This window comes from Mesorhizobium sp. P2_E6, from assembly GCF_056403835.1.
In genome coordinates, this window is record NZ_JBFUEQ010000001.1 from 809,858 (window position 1) to 827,071 (window position 17,214).

14 protein-coding genes and 1 other RNA gene are annotated in these 17,214 nt (G+C 64.0%); 12 read left to right on the forward strand and 3 right to left on the reverse strand.

Going from position 1 to position 17,214, the window contains the following annotated elements; genetic code table 11:
- Positions 1 to 143: 143 nt before the first annotated feature.
- From ffs to AC1D08_RS03870, 12 genes are all read left to right on the forward strand, one after another.
- An RNA gene (gene ffs / locus AC1D08_RS03815) (signal recognition particle sRNA small type) lies at positions 144 to 240 on the forward strand.
- A 105-nt stretch (positions 241 to 345) separates the two neighbouring features.
- Positions 346 to 2,148: a DNA polymerase III subunit gamma/tau gene (locus AC1D08_RS03820; protein ID WP_457153606.1), complete on the forward strand. Its 1,803-nt coding sequence runs from the start codon at positions 346 to 348 to the stop codon at positions 2,146 to 2,148.
- A gap of 31 nt (positions 2,149 to 2,179) precedes the next feature.
- Entirely contained in the window at positions 2,180 to 2,503 is a 324-nt protein-coding gene (locus tag AC1D08_RS03825) for a YbaB/EbfC family nucleoid-associated protein (RefSeq protein WP_477225316.1), read from the forward strand.
- Positions 2,504 to 2,523: 20 nt separating this feature from the next.
- A complete protein-coding gene (locus AC1D08_RS03830; protein WP_457151588.1) occupies positions 2,524 to 2,931 on the forward strand; it encodes a hypothetical protein in 408 nt (135 codons plus the stop codon).
- 131 nt (positions 2,932 to 3,062) lie between these two features.
- Complete coding sequence (locus AC1D08_RS03835; RefSeq protein WP_457151587.1) at positions 3,063 to 3,989, forward strand: cell wall hydrolase; 927 nt, start codon at positions 3,063 to 3,065, stop codon at positions 3,987 to 3,989.
- 89 nt (positions 3,990 to 4,078) lie between these two features.
- Complete coding sequence (gene recR, locus AC1D08_RS03840) at positions 4,079 to 4,684, forward strand: recombination mediator RecR (protein WP_457151586.1); 606 nt, start codon at positions 4,079 to 4,081, stop codon at positions 4,682 to 4,684.
- A gap of 25 nt (positions 4,685 to 4,709) precedes the next feature.
- A complete protein-coding gene (locus AC1D08_RS03845; RefSeq protein ID WP_457151585.1) occupies positions 4,710 to 6,002 on the forward strand; it encodes a lytic murein transglycosylase in 1,293 nt (430 codons plus the stop codon).
- A 256-nt stretch (positions 6,003 to 6,258) separates the two neighbouring features.
- On the forward strand, positions 6,259 to 7,902 hold the full coding sequence (locus tag AC1D08_RS03850) for an ABC transporter substrate-binding protein (RefSeq protein ID WP_477305039.1): 1,644 nt from the start codon (positions 6,259 to 6,261) through the stop codon (positions 7,900 to 7,902).
- Between the two features lie 18 nt (positions 7,903 to 7,920).
- On the forward strand, positions 7,921 to 8,982 hold the full coding sequence (locus AC1D08_RS03855; RefSeq protein ID WP_477422567.1) for an ABC transporter permease: 1,062 nt from the start codon (positions 7,921 to 7,923) through the stop codon (positions 8,980 to 8,982).
- On the forward strand, positions 8,979 to 9,899 hold the full coding sequence (gene nikC / locus AC1D08_RS03860; RefSeq protein WP_457151582.1) for a nickel transporter permease: 921 nt from the start codon (positions 8,979 to 8,981) through the stop codon (positions 9,897 to 9,899). The genes AC1D08_RS03855 and nikC overlap by 4 nt, the downstream gene beginning before the upstream one ends.
- Complete coding sequence (locus AC1D08_RS03865; RefSeq protein ID WP_095082464.1) at positions 9,896 to 10,729, forward strand: ABC transporter ATP-binding protein; 834 nt, start codon at positions 9,896 to 9,898, stop codon at positions 10,727 to 10,729. The genes nikC and AC1D08_RS03865 overlap by 4 nt, the downstream gene beginning before the upstream one ends.
- Positions 10,726 to 11,472 (forward strand): ABC transporter ATP-binding protein, encoded by a 747-nt coding sequence (locus AC1D08_RS03870; protein WP_457151581.1) that lies wholly within the window; start codon positions 10,726 to 10,728, stop codon positions 11,470 to 11,472. The genes AC1D08_RS03865 and AC1D08_RS03870 overlap by 4 nt, the downstream gene beginning before the upstream one ends.
- Positions 11,473 to 11,686: 214 nt before the next feature.
- On the opposite strand, the gene AC1D08_RS03875 is transcribed toward AC1D08_RS03870, so the two are convergent.
- From AC1D08_RS03875 to AC1D08_RS03885, 3 genes are read right to left on the reverse strand one after another with little or no spacing between them, the layout of a single operon-like run.
- Positions 11,687 to 14,788, reverse strand: coding sequence for an efflux RND transporter permease subunit (locus AC1D08_RS03875; RefSeq protein ID WP_457151580.1), 3,102 nt, complete (start codon positions 14,786 to 14,788; stop codon positions 11,687 to 11,689).
- Positions 14,788 to 15,864, reverse strand: a complete 1,077-nt coding sequence (locus AC1D08_RS03880; RefSeq protein WP_457151579.1) for an efflux RND transporter periplasmic adaptor subunit — start codon at positions 15,862 to 15,864, stop codon at positions 14,788 to 14,790. The genes AC1D08_RS03875 and AC1D08_RS03880 overlap by 1 nt, the downstream gene beginning before the upstream one ends.
- Positions 15,861 to 16,907, reverse strand: a complete 1,047-nt coding sequence (locus tag AC1D08_RS03885) for an efflux RND transporter periplasmic adaptor subunit (protein WP_457151578.1) — start codon at positions 16,905 to 16,907, stop codon at positions 15,861 to 15,863. The genes AC1D08_RS03880 and AC1D08_RS03885 overlap by 4 nt, the downstream gene beginning before the upstream one ends.
- Between the last annotated feature and the right edge of the window lie 307 nt (positions 16,908 to 17,214).

The window sequence follows — 17,214 nt, forward strand, 5'->3', positions numbered from 1 at the left end:
TTGCTTTTCTTGGTTTCCTCAAACTCACAAACGCTAGAGCGGCTGCAACAGGGCTGCAAGCGAATCATTGATCCCCAGCGGTTCGTGATGCCGATTCGCCTGCGCACTTGCATTTCATCGCCGAATTGCCGATATGGACAGCGGGAGGTTGGTGGTGGACGATCCACTCGCCAACCGGGTCAGGTCCGGAAGGAAGCAGCCCTAACGAGCCCGGAACGGGTCATTGTTCCAGCCTCCCACCTCATCGGCTCCTCTCGCGACATTGACGACGCATTGCTGCGCGGGCGAGACTATGCGCAGAAATAGGCCGCCTTCGGGCGTGGCCCTTTGGAGCTTTACGGGCGAATGAGCGAAGCCGGAAATTCGGGAACGGACAAGGCCGCTGCCTATCGGGTGCTGGCGCGCAAGTACCGTCCTTCGAACTTCTCCGAGCTGGTCGGCCAGGAGCCGATGGTGCGCACCCTCACCAACGCCTTTGCCACCGGCCGCATTGCCCAGGCCTGGATGCTGACGGGCGTGCGCGGTGTCGGCAAGACCACGACGGCGCGCATACTGGCGCGGGCCCTGAACTATAAAACTCCGACCGTCGACCAGCCTTCGGTCGACCTTGCCGTGCTGGGCGAGCATTGCCAGGCGATCATGGAAGGCCGCCATGTCGACGTCATCGAGATGGATGCCGCTTCGCACACCGGCATCGACGACATCAGGGATATCATCGAGCGCGTGCGCTATGCGCCGGTCTCGGCCCGCTACAAGGTCTACATCATCGACGAAGTGCACATGCTTTCCACGCAGGCCTTCAACGGCCTGCTGAAGACGCTGGAAGAGCCGCCGCCGCACGTCAAATTCATCTTCGCCACCACCGAAATCCGCAAGGTTCCGATCACCGTCCTGTCGCGCTGCCAGCGCTTCGACCTCAGGCGCATCGATGCCGGCGCGCTGGTCGCACACCTCTCCTCGATCTCAGTCAAGGAAGGCATTTCGGTCGACGACGACGCGCTGGCAATGATCGCACGCGCTGCCGAAGGGTCGGCCCGTGATTCGCTCTCCATCCTCGACCAGGCGATCGCCCATGGCGCGGGCTCGGTCAGCGCCGACGCGGTGCGGGCGATGCTGGGGCTGGCCGACCGTGCCCGCATCGTCGACCTGTTCGAACATGTGATGAAGGGTGATGTGGCCGCCGCTCTTGGGGAATTCCGCGCACAGTACGACACCGGCGCCGATCCGGCTGCCGTGCTCACCGATCTTGCCGAGTTCAACCACCTCGTCACCCGGCTGCGTTTCGTGCCGTCGGCCGTCGACGACGCTGCGCTGTCGCAGGACGAGCGGCAACGCGGCGCGGATTTCGCCAGGACGCTGTCGGTCAGGGTGCTGTCGCGGACCTGGCAGATGCTGCTCAAGGGCATCCCGGAGGTGCAGTCCTCCAACCGGCCGGTGAGCGCCGCCGAGATGGTGCTGATCCGGCTGGCCCACGCCGCCGACCTGCCGACCCTGGACGAGGCCTTGAGATCGCTTGAGGGCTCAGCGCCGGTTCCAAATGGCGCGTCGCGCCCCAACGGCGCGCCCACGGGTTCCGGCAATGGTGGCAGCGCCAGCGCGGTTGCACAGACCCGCATGCCATCCGCGCCAGGCGGCGCGCAGACCATGCGGCTGGTCGAGGTCACGCCCGCGCCCGCCGCTTTCGTCGCGCCCCCGCAACCGGTCCTGGAGACGCCGCAGGTTCCGCTGAAATCGCTGGCCGACATCATTGCTCTTGCCGACGCGCAGCGTGACATCGCCTTCAAGGTGCTAGTCAAGAGCTGTATCCGTCTCGTTCGCATCGAGCCCGGCCGCATCGACGTCGGTCTGACCGCTGATGCGCCCAAGATGCTGCTCAACGACCTGACGACGAAACTGCGCGCCTGGACCGGCCGCAGCTGGCTGGTCTCGCTGTCGAAGGAAGAGGGCGGCCAGACGCTCGCCGAAATGGAATCGACCAAGCGCGAGACCGCCTTCCTCGATGCCAAGAGCGATCCTACGGTCGCCGCCATTCTGGCGCGGTTCCCCGGCGCCAAGATCATCGACGTGCGCATTCCCGACTCGCCGGAAGCCGATACGACCGAGGCCGAAGTGCCGGTCGAGCCGCCAGCGGACGACGACGAAACCTGACAAGAGCCACGAATCCGCAAAGGACGCGACCATGAAAGATCTTCTCGGCCTGATGGGCAAGGCGAAGGAAATGCAGGCCAAGTTCCAGGCCATGCAGGACGAGATCGCCACGCTGGAAGCATCCGGCCAGGCCGGCGGCGGCCTGGTCAACGTGACGCTGACCGGAAAATTCGAGATGAAGTCGCTGAAGATCGATCGCTCCCTGTTCAAGGAGGATGATGTCGAGATCCTAGAGGACCTGGTGCTCGCCGCCCACAACGACGCCAAGACCAAGGTCGAGCAGATCATGCAGGAGAAGACCAAGGCGCTGACCGCCGGCCTGCCGATCCCGCCAGGAATGAAACTGCCCTTCTAACGTTCGGTGGCGCTACGCCCATGATCGAAGAGCCCTCCGAAAGACTGATCGAGCAGCGTGTTCGCAGCAGGATCTACGAGATCCTGGAAATCCTGGCCGATTGCGACGCCGGCGTCGATCTTGTCGGCATCAGGGGCTACTTCGACCTGTTCGAGGATTACGTTCATCGCCCGTCTATCGAGGCCGGCGCGTCGGCACTGTCAAAGGACGAGCGTGTGATCGTGCTCGAGATCGCCGAATTCCTGGAGGCGGCCTGCGAGACAAATCCAGACTTCACCAAGGCCGAATTCATCGAAAGCGACTGGCCGGGAAAGATCGCGCCGACGGCCAGGAACGCACTGGCGCTCTTCCTCAGGCGCGGCCTGTTTTCGGAGAAAATCGAAGAGGTCGAACCTGGTCAGCCGGTCTCGATGGCTGCGGCGCGTTGACAGAATAAAGCCATGCAACTGTGCCAGTTTGGCAACAGTGCCTCGCTAATAACGTTTTAGCCATCATTTTGCCTGAAAGTGTCTCATTCTTGCCGCAGCCTGGGGGCGGGCATCGAAGTGAGGGTTACCTTTTGATTTCCATGCGATGGAAGACGCCGCTGTTGCTCGGCGCCGTCATTTCACCCTTGTTTTTGGCTGCCTGCAGCCAGACCACCTCGCACGGCATGTCCGTCGCCAGCCTGACCGACGCCATCACCCCGAGTTTCCTGAGTTCCCGATCTTACAGTCACACGCCAAAGGACAGGGAATGCCTGGAACGGGCGATGTTCTTCGAGTCCAACCGGTCGAGCCGTGACGGCATGATCGCCGTCGGCACGGTGGTGATGAACCGGCTGCGCTCCGGCAACCACGGCAGCACTATCTGCGAGGTGGTGGGCGAGCCCGGGCAGTTCGCGCCTGGCGTCATGACCCGGCCGATGAATTCGCGGGCCATGCCCGATGTCGAGGAAGCCGCCGACGCCGTGCTCAAGGGCGAGCGCAAGGGCAAGCTGAAGAACACGATGTATTTCCACACCGCCGGGCTGCGTTTCCCTTACAAGAACATGCATTACACCATGGTTGCCGGCGGCAATGCCTTCTACGAGAAGCGTGGCCGCAATTGGCAGCCGCTGCCGGATGAGCCGCAGGTCGCCATTGCCTCGGCGGCGCCCGTGAAGCCGGTAGCACCAGTGACGCTTGTCGCTTCCGCCGAGCCGGTGCGTCCGGCCAAGCCGGCAACCATCCGATCCGCGCCTGCCCAACAGACCTTTGTGACCGCCGCCGTGGTGCCGACCGCGAAACCCCTGCGCACCTCGGCCGAGCCGACGGTGGTGGCGATGCAAGAACCGATGGAGGAACCGGATGCCGCCCGTTTTGGCGGAACTCTGGCCAAGCCGGTCATTTCCTCGGTTGCGAACGCGCCGCAAGAGGCGTCGATGGGATTCCAGTCAACGCCGGAGAACACTGACGCCATCGGCGCGATGATCGCCAGCCAGAGCCGCCCGCTCGAGGTCAACTGATACGTACTCCATGGCCCGCCAGGACAATATGGCGGGTCATGCAGACGCGGGATGTTCCAAAACGCACTGAAAAATCCTAGATCAGAGCGATGTCCAAGCGAATCGCCGGTCCGGAGATCGAACGCCTGATCCAGCTCCTGGCCAAGGTGCCGGGGCTGGGGCCCCGTTCGGCCAGGCGTGCGGCACTGCATCTGATCAAGAAGAAGGAGCAGCTGTTGTCGCCGCTCGCCGCAGCCATGGCCGAGGCTGCCGACAAGGTGCGCATCTGCTCGACCTGCGGCAATGTCGATACGTCGGACCCATGCATGATCTGCACCGATCCGCGCCGTGACGCCGGCACCATCATCGTCGTCGAGGACGTTTCCGACCTATGGGCGCTGGAGCGGGCGGCAGCGATGAATGTGCGCTACCACGTGCTCGGCGGCACGCTGTCGCCGCTCGACGGTATCGGCCCCGACCAGCTCAACATCCGCTCGCTGATCGACCGCGTCGCCGGCGGCGAGGTCATGGAGATCATCCTCGCCGTCAACGCGACGGTCGAGGGTCAGACCACCGCGCACTACCTCACAGATCAGCTGTCCGGCTTCGACATCAAGGTGACACGCCTCGCGCATGGCGTGCCGGTCGGCGGCGAGCTCGACTATCTCGACGAGGGCACGCTGGCTGCCGCACTTCGCTCGCGGACGGCGTTTTGACGCAATTGGCGGAGAAGAGTCTGTGATGAGCGGTTTTCTTCAGGCGATTGCACGCCGACCCACCGGTACGAAGGAACGCCGACCTCGAAGGTTGGCAATTGCTGTCTTCTTGGCAGCACTTTTTGGTCTGTTGGCTGCCCCCGCCTCCGCTGCAAAAATCGACGACCAATTCCGCGCCTGGCTGCAGAACGACCTGTGGCCGGAAGCGAAGGCGAAAGGCATTTCCAAAAAAACCTTCGACGCCGCTTTCGATGGCATCAAGCCCAATCTGAAGCTGCCCGACCTAGTGAAGCCGGGCGAAAAGGCGACCACGCCGCAGAAACAGCATCAGGCCGAATTCGGCTCACCCGGCGCCTATTTCGCCGAGAAGACCATCGGTGCGGTGACGGCCGGCGGTCGGGCGCGCGAAGCGACCAATGCCCGCACGCTGGCCGCCATCGAAAAGCGCTATGGCGTGCCGGGCGAAGTGCTGCTGGCGATCTGGGGCCGTGAAACCGGCTTCGGCGCGGCGAAAATGCCCTATGATGCCTTCGAGGTGCTGGGCACCAAGGCGTTCATGTCGACCAAGAAGGAATTCTTTCGCACGGAGCTTTTGGCCGCACTGGAAATCGTCGAGCGCGGCCTGGCCCCGGTCGGCGCAATGAAGTCATCCTGGGCCGGCGCGCTCGGCCAGCCGCAATTCATGCCGACTTCGTTCCTGAAGCATGCCGTCGATTTCGACGGCGATGGCCGTGTCGACATATGGAATTCGACGCCGGACGTGCTGGCCTCGATCGCCAACTACCTCGTCCACTATGGCTGGGTGAGGGGGCGTGGCTGGGGCTTTGAGGTGACCGTCCCGGAGACGGTCTCCTGTTCGCTGGAGGGTCCGGACCAGGGCAAGACAATTTCGCAATGGGCTGACATGGGCATCAAGCGCGTTGGCGGCAAGCCGTTTCCGGCGAGCGAGCTGAAAGCCGAAGGCTTCCTGCTGATGCCGGCCGGGCGCAGCGGGCCGGCCTTCATCGCCACCCCCAATTTCTACGTGCTGAAGGAATACAACACCAGCGACCTCTACGCGCTGTTCATCGGCCACGGCGCCGATCGCATCGCCCATGGCGACAGCAATTTTGCCGGCAGCTGGGGCGCGGTCGGCGGGCTCTACCGGTCGGACATCGCCGCCTTGCAGCGGGCGCTGGAGGCCAAGGGCTATGATGTCGGCAGCGCCGACGGGCTGCCCGGCTTCAAGACCCGCCGGTCGATCGGCAAGTGGCAAGCCAGGAACGGCCGCGCCGCCACCTGTTTTCCTGATGCCGATCTGGTCGCGGCGCTGAAGTAGCTCCGATATTTAGCAGATTTTTCCCGATTGTGGCGGCATCAATTAGCCGGCGCATGCATCGACTCGCCCCAGCCCATTCTGGTCCAATACGCTGTCTTGCAAATGCTCGTTGCGGGCCAGAATGCCGCCGGATATGGTGTTGACCAATTGGACAAAAACCACGACGGTAAGTGGGCAGAGGGCCATTGTCGGCCCTGAAAAGAATACTGCAATCCTGAGCCGGGAACTCAGGTCAACAAAACAGGGAACAATCACAATGATGATGGAAAAGTTTGCTCTACGCTCGCGCATCCTGCTCGCGGGTGCCGCCATGTCCGCGCTGCTTCTGGCCGGCGCGCCAGCGGGCGCGGTCACCCCCGCCGACACCCTGGTCGAAGGTTTCGCGATCGACGACATCATCTCCATGGATCCGGGCGAGGCGTTCGAGTTGTCGACCGCCGAGGTCACCGGCAACACCTATGATCTGCTCGTCCGTCTCGACCTCAGCGACACCTCGAAGGTCAAGGGCGACCTCGCCGAAAGCTGGACCGTTTCCGACGACGGCCTGACCTACACGTTCAAGCTCAAGCCGGGCCTGAAATTCGCCTCGGGCAATCCGATCACCGCGGCCGATGTCGCCTACTCCTTCGAGCGCGCCGTCAAGCTGGACAAGAGCCCGGCCTTCATCATCGGCCAGTTCGGCATCAGTGGGGACAACGTCACCGAGAAGGCCAAGGCGGTCGACGACACCACCTTCCAGTTCGTAGTCGACAAGGCCTATGCACCGAGCTTCGTCTTGAACTGCCTGTCGGCAACCGTTGCTTCGGTGGTCGATGCCAAGCTGGTCAAGGAACATGTCGCCGCGGTCACGCCGAGTGCCGACTACAAATGGGACAATGATTTCGGCAATGCCTGGCTGAAAACCGGCTACGCCGGCTCCGGCGTCTTCAAGCTGCGCGAATGGCGCGCCAACGAAGCCGTCGTCATGGAGCGCAACGACAATTACTTCGGCGAAAAGGCCAAGCTTGCCCGCGTCATCTATCGAAACATGAAGGAAAGCTCGGCCCAGCGCCTGGCGCTCGAAGCCGGCGACATCGACGTTGCCCGCAACCTCGAGCCCAACGACCTCGACGCCATTGCCAAGAACGCCGATCTCACATCGACCAGCGCGCCAAAAGGTACGGTCTACTACATCAGCCTCAACCAGAAGAACCCGAACCTCGCCAAACCCGAGGTGCGCCAGGCGTTCAAGTATCTGGTCGACTATGATGCCTTGGGCTCGACCATCCTCAAGGGTATCGGCGAGATCCATCAGACCTTCCTGCCGAAAGGCGTGCTGGGTGAACTCGACGAGAATCCGTTCAAGCTCGACGTTGCCAAGGCCAAGGAATTGCTCGCCAAGGCCGGTCTGCCCGACGGCTTCAGCGTAACCATGGATGTACGCACCGGCCAGCCGACCACCGGCATGGCGGAATCGATCCAGCAGACGCTCGGCCAGGCCGGCATCAAGCTGGAGATCATTCCGGGCGACGGCAAGCAGACGCTGACCAAGTACCGCGCCCGTAACCACGACATCTATATCGGCCAGTGGGGCCAGGATTATTTCGATCCGAACTCCAACGCCCAGACCTTTGCCTCGAACCCGGACAATTCGGATACCGGCAAGTCCCATACGCTTGCCTGGCGCAACGCCTGGGACATTCCGGACCTGACCAAGCAGACGGAAGCAGCGCTGCTCGAGAAGGATGCGGGCAAGCGCGCCGATATGTACAAGGATCTCGAGAAGAAGATCCTCGACACCAGCCCCTTCGTCGTCATCCACCAGCAGCTGGAAGTGGCGGGCCTGCGCAAGAACCTCAAGGGCTTCGCGCTCGGTCCGAGCTTCGACAGCAACTTCGTCGGGCCGGTTTCCAAGGAATAACGCCGACGGACGCGCCGCATGAGCGCGATTGAAAACGAGGGCGGGCGCCGCAGCGCCCGCGCCGTCGCCCTTGCATCATCGCTCGGCCGTTTCCTGGTCATCGCGATCACGACCTATCTTGGTCTGCTCGCGGTCACCTTCTTCATCGGCCGCGTCATCCCGATCGACCCGGTGCTGGCGGTGCTCGGCGATCGGGCGCCGGCCAATGTCGTCGAGCGCACGCGCCGCGAGATGGGCCTCGACCTGCCGTTGGTGGAGCAGTTCTACATCTATGTGAGAAGCGCGCTACACGGTGATTTCGGCACCTCGGTGCTGACCACCAATCCGGTCATGACCGACATTCGCCGCGCCCTTCCGGCAACGACGGAACTGGCGACGCTGGGAACGCTGATCGGTGCATTGTTCGGCGTGCCACTTGGCGTGCTGGCCGCGGTCAGGCGTGGCAGTCTCATCGACCAGATCGTGCGCATCATTGGCCTCATCGGTTATTCCGTGCCGATCTTCTGGCTTGGGCTGCTGGCGCTGGTGCTGTTCTACGCCAAGCTGCAATGGGTGGCGTTTCCGGCCCGGCTCGACGTCGTCTACGAATACACCTTCGCGCCGATCACCGGCTTCTATCTCCTGGATTCCCTGTGGCAGGGGCAGTGGGACGTCTTCTATGACGCCTTCCGCCACATCATCCTGCCGGCCTCGCTGCTCGGCTATTTCTCGCTCGCCTATATCAGCCGCATGACACGCTCGTTCATGCTCAACGAGCTCGCCCAGGAATACATCGTCGCGGCCCGCGCCAAGGGCCTGTCGGAAACCCGCATCATCTGGGGCCATGCGCTGCGCAACGCAGCGGTGCCGATGGTGACGGTGATTGCGCTCTCCTATGCCGGGCTGCTCGAAGGCTCGGTGCTGACCGAGACCGTGTTCTCGTGGCCGGGTATCGGCCTCTACATCACCAATTCGCTGCAGAACGCCGACATGAATGCAGTGCTCGGCGGCACCATCGTCATAGGCTCGGTCTTCATCGCCATCAACCTGCTCTCCGATCTGCTCTACCGCGTGCTCGATCCGAGGACGAAGTCCGCATGAGCGCCGACGCCATCCAGACCCGTCGCGACTGGCTGCTCAGCGAGCGCCCGGCGTCGCGCATGCAGGCAAGGCTCGGCCGCGCCTATGTGGCGTGGCGGCGCTTTTCCGCCAACCGGCTGGCGTTTCTCGGCCTGCTCATCATTATTGCCTTGCTGGTCGTTGCCGCCACTGCCGGCGTGCTGGCGCCCTACTCGCCGACATTCGGCGACCTCAAGGGCTCGCGCCTGCTGCCGCCGAGCGCCGAGCACTGGTTCGGGACCGACGATCTCGGCCGCGACATCCTCTCGCGCATCCTCTACGGCTCGCGCTGGACGCTCTACGTGGTCATCCTGGTTGCCATCATCGCCGCACCGATCGGCCTCTTGGTCGGCACCGTCGCCGGCTATGCCGGCGGCTGGACCGATGCGATCCTGATGCGCATCACCGACATCTTCCTCGCTTTCCCAAAGCTGATCCTGGCGTTGGCCTTTGTTGCGGCCCTGGGTCCCGGCATCGAGAATGCGGTGCTCGCCATCGCCATCACCTCGTGGCCGCCATACGCTCGAATTGCGCGCGCGGAAACGCTGACCGTGCGCAATTCCGACTACATCAAGGCGGTGCAATTGATGGGCGCCTCGCCCTTCCGCATCGTGCTGCGCCACATCATGCCGCTCTGCATCTCCTCGCTGATCGTCCGGGTGACGCTCGACATGGCCGGCATCATCCTGACCGCCGCCGGTCTCGGCTTCCTTGGCCTCGGCGCGCAGCCGCCGCTGCCCGAATGGGGCACCATGATCGCGTCGGGCCGCCGCTTCGTGCTCGACCAGTGGTGGGTGGCCGGTGCGCCGGGCTTTGCCATCCTGATCGTCAGCCTTGGCTTCAACCTGCTTGGCGATGGCCTGCGAGACGCACTCGATCCGCGCAGTGGTGACCAATGAGCACGCTTCTCGACGTCGAGGATTTGCGCGTCACCTTCCCGACCCGCACCGGGCTGGTCGAGGCGGTGCGTGGCGTCACCTTCTCGCTCGGCCGCGAACGGCTCGGCATTGTCGGCGAGTCCGGCTCGGGCAAATCGCAGACCGGCCGCGCCATCATGGGGCTGACGCCGCCGCAGGCCCGGATATCGGCGAACAAGCTTGCCTTCGACGGCATCGACCTGCTCAGCGTCTCGCCACGCGAACGCCGCGCGTTGCGCGGAAAACGCATCGCCATGATCCTGCAGGATCCGAAATATTCGCTCGATCCGGTGATGAGCATCGGCCGCCAGATCGTCGAGACGCTGCGCACCCATGAAAAGGTCGGCAAGGCCGAGGCGCGTGACCGCGCGCTGGCGATGCTGGAAGCGGTGCAGATCCGCGACCCGGCCCGCGTCTTCGACCTGCATCCGCATGAAGTGTCAGGCGGCATGGGCCAGCGCGCCATGATCGCCATGATGCTGATCGCCGGGCCGGAAATGATGATCGCCGACGAGCCAACCTCGGCGCTCGACGTCACCGTGCAGCTCGATGTGCTCGGCATTCTCGACCGGCTGGTCAGCGAGCGCGGCATGGGGCTGATCTTTATCTCGCACGATTTGCGTCTGGTTTCGTCCTTCTGCGACCGTGTCATCGTCATGTATGCCGGCAAGGTGGTCGAACAGCTCAAGGCGTCCGAACTCGGCCGCGCCCAGCATCCCTACACGCGCGGCCTGCTCAACTGCATGCCCAAGATCGGCGCTGACCGTCACCCGCTGCCGGTGCTCGACCGCAAGCCGGAGTGGGCGGCATGACAGCAGCGATTGCCGTCGACAGGCTGGGAGTGATCTTCGACCGCTTTCACGCGCTGAAAGGTGTCAGCCTCGACGTGCAGCCGGGCGAATCCTTCGGCCTGGTCGGCGAATCCGGCTCCGGCAAATCGACGCTGCTGCGAGCCATCGCCGGCCTAGCGCCGGTTGCGTCGGGGAGCATCACCGTCAACGGCAAAAAACTTGGTACTCGCCGCGACAAGGCCTTTTACCGCGAAGTGCAGATGGTCTTCCAGGATCCGTACGGCTCGCTGCACCCGCGCCAGACCGTCGATCGCCTGCTGCAGGAACCGCTCGCCATCCATGGTTTTGCCGACGGCGAAAAGCGCATCCAGCGGGCGCTCGACGAGGTTGGCCTCGGTAACGGTTTTCGCTTCCGCTACTCGCATCAATTGTCGGGCGGCCAGCGTCAGCGCGTGGCGATCGCACGTGCGCTTATCCTCGAACCGTCGATCCTGCTGCTCGACGAGCCGACCTCGGCACTCGATGCCTCGGTACAGGCGGAGGTGCTCAACCTTTTGGAAGAGGTCCGCCGGCGGCGCAAGTTGACCTTTCTGATGGTCAGCCACGACCTCGCCATCATCACCCATATGTGCGGGCGGCTGATGGTGATGCAAAGTGGCGAGGCGGTGGAGAATCTGAGCGCGGACGACCTTGTCGAGCGGCGTGTGACGAAGGATTATACGCGCAATCTGCTCAGGGCGAGCGAAGGGTTTGTGCGGGCGTAGCTGATCTTTCCACGTCGAGTTCCGTCGCGCCCCCCTCTGGCCTGCCGGCCATCTCCCCCTTGAGGGGGAGATTACTCGCGCAACCGCTTCGCCAATTACAAACGGCGGAAGGTTGGCGAGGCAACTGAAACCGCCAATCTCCCCCCTTGAGGGGGAGATGTCCGGCAGGACAGAGGGGGGCGTGAAAGAACGCGACACTACTCGCAATTTGCCCTCAGGCTGCCCCGCCTTCCGGCACCGTGTCCCCGTGCGCGCCCTCGCTCCCCAATCCCTGCTTCGGCTCCTTGATCCTGAACCACGTCACATAAAGCGCCGGCAGGAACAACAGCGTGATCGCGGTGCCGGCGATGATGCCGCCCATCATGGCATAGGCCATCGGTCCCCAGAACACCTCACGTGCGATCGGAATCAGAGCGAGACTCGCGGCCGCTGCCGTCAGCGCAATCGGCCGCATGCGGTGCTCGGTCGCCTCGATCACCGCCGCCCAGCGGTCCTTGCCTTCGTTGACGAGGTCCTCGATCTGCACGATCAGGATGACCGAGTTGCGGATCAGGATGCCGATCAGCGCCAGCACGCCGAGGATGGCGACGAAGCCGAGCGGCGCGCCGCTAGGCACCAGTGCGGCCACCACGCCGATCAGGCCGAGCGGGGCGACAGCAACGACCAGGAACAGGCGCTGGAAGCTCTGCAGCTGCACCATCAGGATGGTCGCCATGACGAACAGCATCAGCGGCACGACCGCGGCGATTGGTCCCTGACTTTTAGCGCTTTCCTCGACCGAGCCTGCGGTCTCGACCGAATAGCCCGGCGGCAGCTTGGCGATAAAGGTATCGACGGCTGGCCTCAGTTCGTTGACCACGGTCGCCGGCAGCGTGTCGCCGACCAATCCGGCGCGCACGGTGATCGTCGGAATGCGGTTACGCCGCCACACCGTCGGCTGCTCCAGCTCGTAGCGGAAGTTGGCCACCGCCGCGAGCGGGATCGCCTCGCCGGTGCCGGTCGGCAACTGCATGTTCTGCAACGTGCTGATCGAGCCGCGTTCGGCATCGCGTGAGCGCGCCACGACGTTGATCAGATAGGTGGCGTCGCGCACCTGCGTGATGGTGTCGCCGCCGACCGTGCTGTTCAGTGCGCTGGCGATATCGGAGGAGGTGATGCCGAGCTGGCGCGCCTTGTCCTGCAGCACGTCGACCCTCAGCACACGCTGGGGCTCGTTCCAGTCGAAGGTTGGCGCGGCAAGCTTCGGATTGGTCGAGATGAGGCCGGCGAATTGCTGCGCCAAGCCGCGCACCGTCTGGATGTCGGGACCGCCGACGCGGTACTGCACCGGGCGGCCGACCGGCGGCCCCAGTTCGAGCGGCTTGACGAAGGCATCGGTGCCGACGAACTCCTCGCGCAGCAGCTTCTCCAGTTGCGGCTTCAGCCGGTTGCGCGCCTCGATGCTCTTGGTGACGATGACGGTCTGGCCGAAGTACGGATTGGCCGGTTGCACGTCGAAGGCGAGCAGGAAGCGCACCGCGCCCTGGCCGATATAGGAGCTGAAATGATCGATGTCGGGGTTGCCGGCCAGCGCGCGCCCTTCGAAACGCTCGATCTGGTCCCGGGTCTCTGTGATCGACGAGTTTTGCGGCAGGTTCCAGTCGACGATCAGCTCCGGCCGGTCGGAAGGCGGAAAGAACTGCTGCTGGACTAGGCCGAAGCCGGCTATCGAGCCGGCAAACAACAGCACCGTGGCGATGATGGTCAGCCAGTGATACCGCACAGAGCCGATAAGCACGCGCCGGAACAGTGACGTGAAGCGACCCGGCTGGTCGTGGTGCTTCGTCTTCATCGTCGCCGGAAGAATTGTGACGCCGAGTAGAGGTGCAAACAGCACGGCTACGATCCATGATACCAGAAGCGATACCGCGATGACGACGAACAGGGTGAAGGTGTATTCGCCGGCGGCGCTGTTGTTGAGGCCGATCGGGATAAAGCCGGCGACCGTCACCAGCGTACCGGTCAGCATTGGGAAGGCAGTCGATGTGTAGACGTAAGTCGCCGCTTTGCGCAGATTGTCGCCGACCTCAAGCCGCGCCACCATCATTTCGACCGCGATCATCGCGTCGTCGACCAGGAGACCGAGCGCGATGATCAGCGCCCCCAGCGAGATGCGCTGCAGCGAGATGCCGAGATAGGCCATGACCGTGAAGGTGATGGCCAGCACCAGCGGGATCGACAGCGCCACGACGAAGCCGGCGCGCATGCCGAGGCTGATGAAGGACACCGCCAGCACGATGGCGACCGCCTCGAACAGCGCGCGCGTGAAGCCCGAGACGGCCTCCTCGACGATGACCGGCTGGTCCGCGACCAGATGCACACCGACGCCGACAGGCAGGTCGGCCAGCACCCTGTTCATCTCCGTGTGCAGCGCCTCGCCGAACTGCAGCAGATTGGCGTTGGGCTTCATGCCGATGGCGAGCGCGATAGCGTCCTGGCCATTGAAGCGGAACAGCGCCGTCGGCGGATCGACATAGCCGCGCGTGATCGTCGCCACATCGCTGAGCCGGAAGAAGCGGTCGTTGACGCGCAGATTGATGGCACGCAGACTCTCTTCGGACGTGAACTGGCCACCGACGCGCACGCTGATGCGCTCCGGTCCGGACTCGATGACACCGGACGGCGTGATCGCGTTCTGCGCTTGCAGGCTGGCAATGATCGCTTGCTGGTTGAGGCCAAGGGCGGCGATCTGGCGGGTCGAGAATTCGAGATAGATCGCCTCGTCCTGCGCGCCGACGAGATCGACCTTGCCGGCATTCGGCACGGTCAGGATTTTGGTGCGGACGTCCTCGACATAGTCGCGCAGCTGGCGCGGCGTCAGCCCGTCCGACGTGAAGGCGTAGATGTTTCCGAAGACATCGCCAAAGCGGTCGTTGAAGAACGGCCCCTGCACGCCTTGCGGAAACTGCGTCCGGATGTCGTTGACCATGTTGCGGACCTGAATCCAGTTCGGCACGACATCGCGCGCCTTGGTGGTGTCCTTCAGGTTGACGAAGATGACGGTCTGGCCGGCGGTGGTGACGGATCTGGTGAAATCGAGGCTGTCGAGCTCCTCGAGCTTCTTCTCTATGCGGTCGGTCACCTGCTGCCCGGTCTCCTTGACCGACGCGCCCGGCCAGTTGGCCTGGATGATCATCGTCTTGATGGTGAAGTTGGGATCTTCCTCACGACCGAGATTGAGGTAGGAGAAGATGCCGGCCACCACGAACACCAGCATGAAGTACCAGACCATGGAGCGGTGGCTGAGCGCCCAGTCGGAGAGATTGAAGCCCTTCATCAGACGCCGCCCTCTGGCACTCTGACCTTCTGGCCTTCGCTCAGGCTGTGGACGCCGGCTGTGACGACGCGCATACCGGCTTCCAGCCCTTCGGCGACGGTGAAGGTAGCGGCGCCCTTTGCGGCGACCTTGATTTCTTTGGCGTTAACGCTCGATGTCTGCGCATCGACGATCCAGACCTTGTCGACGCCGTCGCCTTCAAACAGTGCTGACATGGGCAATTCTATCGTCGGCGTAACCTTGGTTACGCGGGTCGCCGTCACTGTCGAGCCGAGTCGGAAGGCTCGCGGCGGATCGGTGAGCGTCAGCCGCACGCGCCGCGTGCGGGTCGAGCCTTCGGCCTGCGGCGCGATCTCGCGCAGCTTGGCCTCGGTCTGGATCGTCGGCTGCGATTGCAGGATGACCTGGAATGGCGTGCCGGCCGTGAGGTCACCGATCAACTGGTCGGGAATGTCGACCACCGCCTCGCGCAGGTCCGAGCGCGCCACCGTGACGACCGTCTGGCCAGGCGAGACCGTCTGGCCGACCTCGGCGCCGGTGGCGGTGACAACGCCGTCGAAATCCGAGAACAGCCGCGCGTAGCCAAGCTGCTCCTGCGATTTGGCAAGTGAGGCCTTGGCCCGTTCGACGCCGGCCTCCGCCGCTTTCCTCGCCTGCTCCGCCGCATCGAAGGCCGCCTGCGTGGTGTTGGCGGCGGCAAGCAGCTGGCGCTGGCGTTCCTCGCTGCCTGCGGCGTTGGCGAACTGCGCCTCGGTATTGGAGAGTTCCGCCTTGGCGGCCTGGACGGCCAGCTCCAGTGCGGTCGGGTCGAGCGCGGCGATCGTCGTGCCCTTGCTGACGATGTCGCCGACATTGACGTCGCGCGACACAACCCGGCCAAGCAGGCGGAAGGCGAGGTCGGCACTGACCTGCGGCTCGACCGAGCCGGCAAAGCCGAAGGTCTGGGTGGTGCGCGGCTCGATGACTATCGACAGCACCGGCCGGATGATCTCGGGCGGCTTTTCCTCGGACTTCGAGCAGGACACGAGCGTGCCAAGTGCAAACAGGCCAAGCATGAGGTGCGGCAGCCTTCTCATTGGCCCGCTCCCGATATCTCGACCGTTTGCCCGGGACTGAGCAACTGCCCGCCTGCCGTAACGACACTTTGGCCTGCGTTCAGCCCGCTGGCGATGACGACCGTGCCCGATTCGAATGCCAGCACCTCGACCGGCGCCGTCACAACCGCCTTGGTCGAGGGGTCGACGATCCAGACAGCCGGTTTGCCGGCAGTGGAGGTCAGCGCCTGCCAGGGCAACAGGATAGCCTTCGTCGGACTGGCGCTGACCGAGCCGATGACAGCCGCGCCCAGTGGCATACCGGCGGGCGTGTCGGGAATGGCGACCTTGACCCGGATCGAGCCCGAAGCCGGATCCACCGCTGGCGAGACTTCGCGCACCTTGCCCACGGCCTTCACCTGCGGGTCGGACAACAGCGTGATCGTCACCGTCGGCGATGGCGGTGTTTTGGCAACCAATGTTTCCTGGACATTGAACACCGCGTCGCGATCGCCGTCCTCGGCGACGGTGAAGACGGTCTGCGCCGCCTGCACCACCTGTCCGGTTTCGACCTGGCGGGCGGTGATGACGCCGGCGGCACCCGCCTTGAGCTCGGTGTAGGACAGGTTCTGCTGGGCGTTGGTGAGTGCGCTCCGTGCGGCATCGACACTACCTTGCGCCACCTTCAGCGCCTGATCGGCGGCGTCATAGTCGCGCCTGGTCGTAAAACCCTGGGCAAGCAGCGTCTTCTGCCGCTCGAAGGCGGCGGCGGACTGGGTCAGCTGTGCCTGCGCGGCGTCAAGATCGGCCTGTGCCGAGCGCAAATCGGATTCCTGCTCCTGCGGATCGATGCGGGCGAGCACAGCACCTTGATCGACATGCTGGCCGACATCGACCAGCCGCTCGGCGACGCGGCCACCCACCCGGAACGACAGATTGTTCAGCGTGCGCGCCGCGATCACGCCGGTCAGCGAGGTCCTTGGCGAAAAGTCTGCGATCGCAACTGTCTCGGTGCGCACCATCACCGGCAGCCTGTGTTCGGCTGCCTCCTGCTTCTGGCAGCCGGCCAGCAGCAGGCTCGCCATCGCGCAGGCAAGGATTGAGGTGTTTCGGTACGGCAAAGGGCTTGGGAGCAATGGTTGCAAGGCGGACGATTTCGCGTTCCTGCTCATGGCTTCCCCTGCCTGCGTAGGACGCTCCCTCCGCGGAGCCTCGCGGGCCGTCCAAAGATAATCGATCCCGATGAAAAGGGAACCTCTCTCGTACGCGCATCGGTCGACTGGTCAAGGCGGCGCCCGGCGGCAGGCCCAATCGCCTGTCGACGGTGCCGACTTGAGGAAAACGTGAAATAAGGTCAGAAGACGTGTCAGCGACATCAAACAAGAACGGGCG

Bases quoted from the DNA above. Each gene is read 5' to 3' on its own strand.
- AC1D08_RS03820 (WP_457153606.1), top strand. From the start codon at position 346: ATGAGCGAAGCCGGAAATTCGGGAACGGACAAGGCCGCTGCCTATCGG.
- AC1D08_RS03825 (WP_477225316.1), top strand. From the start codon at position 2,180: ATGAAAGATCTTCTCGGCCTGATGGGCAAGGCGAAGGAAATGCAGGCC.
- AC1D08_RS03830 (WP_457151588.1), top strand. From the start codon at position 2,524: ATGATCGAAGAGCCCTCCGAAAGACTGATCGAGCAGCGTGTTCGCAGC.
- recR (WP_457151586.1), top strand. From the start codon at position 4,079: ATGTCCAAGCGAATCGCCGGTCCGGAGATCGAACGCCTGATCCAGCTC.
- AC1D08_RS03845 (WP_457151585.1), top strand. From the start codon at position 4,710: ATGAGCGGTTTTCTTCAGGCGATTGCACGCCGACCCACCGGTACGAAG.
- AC1D08_RS03850 (WP_477305039.1), top strand. From the start codon at position 6,259: ATGATGATGGAAAAGTTTGCTCTACGCTCGCGCATCCTGCTCGCGGGT.
- AC1D08_RS03855 (WP_477422567.1), top strand. From the start codon at position 7,921: ATGAGCGCGATTGAAAACGAGGGCGGGCGCCGCAGCGCCCGCGCCGTC.
- nikC (WP_457151582.1), top strand. From the start codon at position 8,979: ATGAGCGCCGACGCCATCCAGACCCGTCGCGACTGGCTGCTCAGCGAG.
- AC1D08_RS03865 (WP_095082464.1), top strand. From the start codon at position 9,896: ATGAGCACGCTTCTCGACGTCGAGGATTTGCGCGTCACCTTCCCGACC.
- AC1D08_RS03870 (WP_457151581.1), top strand. From the start codon at position 10,726: ATGACAGCAGCGATTGCCGTCGACAGGCTGGGAGTGATCTTCGACCGC.
- AC1D08_RS03875 (WP_457151580.1), bottom strand. From the start codon at position 14,788: ATGAAGGGCTTCAATCTCTCCGACTGGGCGCTCAGCCACCGCTCCATG.
- AC1D08_RS03880 (WP_457151579.1), bottom strand. From the start codon at position 15,864: ATGAGAAGGCTGCCGCACCTCATGCTTGGCCTGTTTGCACTTGGCACG.
- AC1D08_RS03885 (WP_457151578.1), bottom strand. From the start codon at position 16,907: ATGGCGAGCCTGCTGCTGGCCGGCTGCCAGAAGCAGGAGGCAGCCGAA.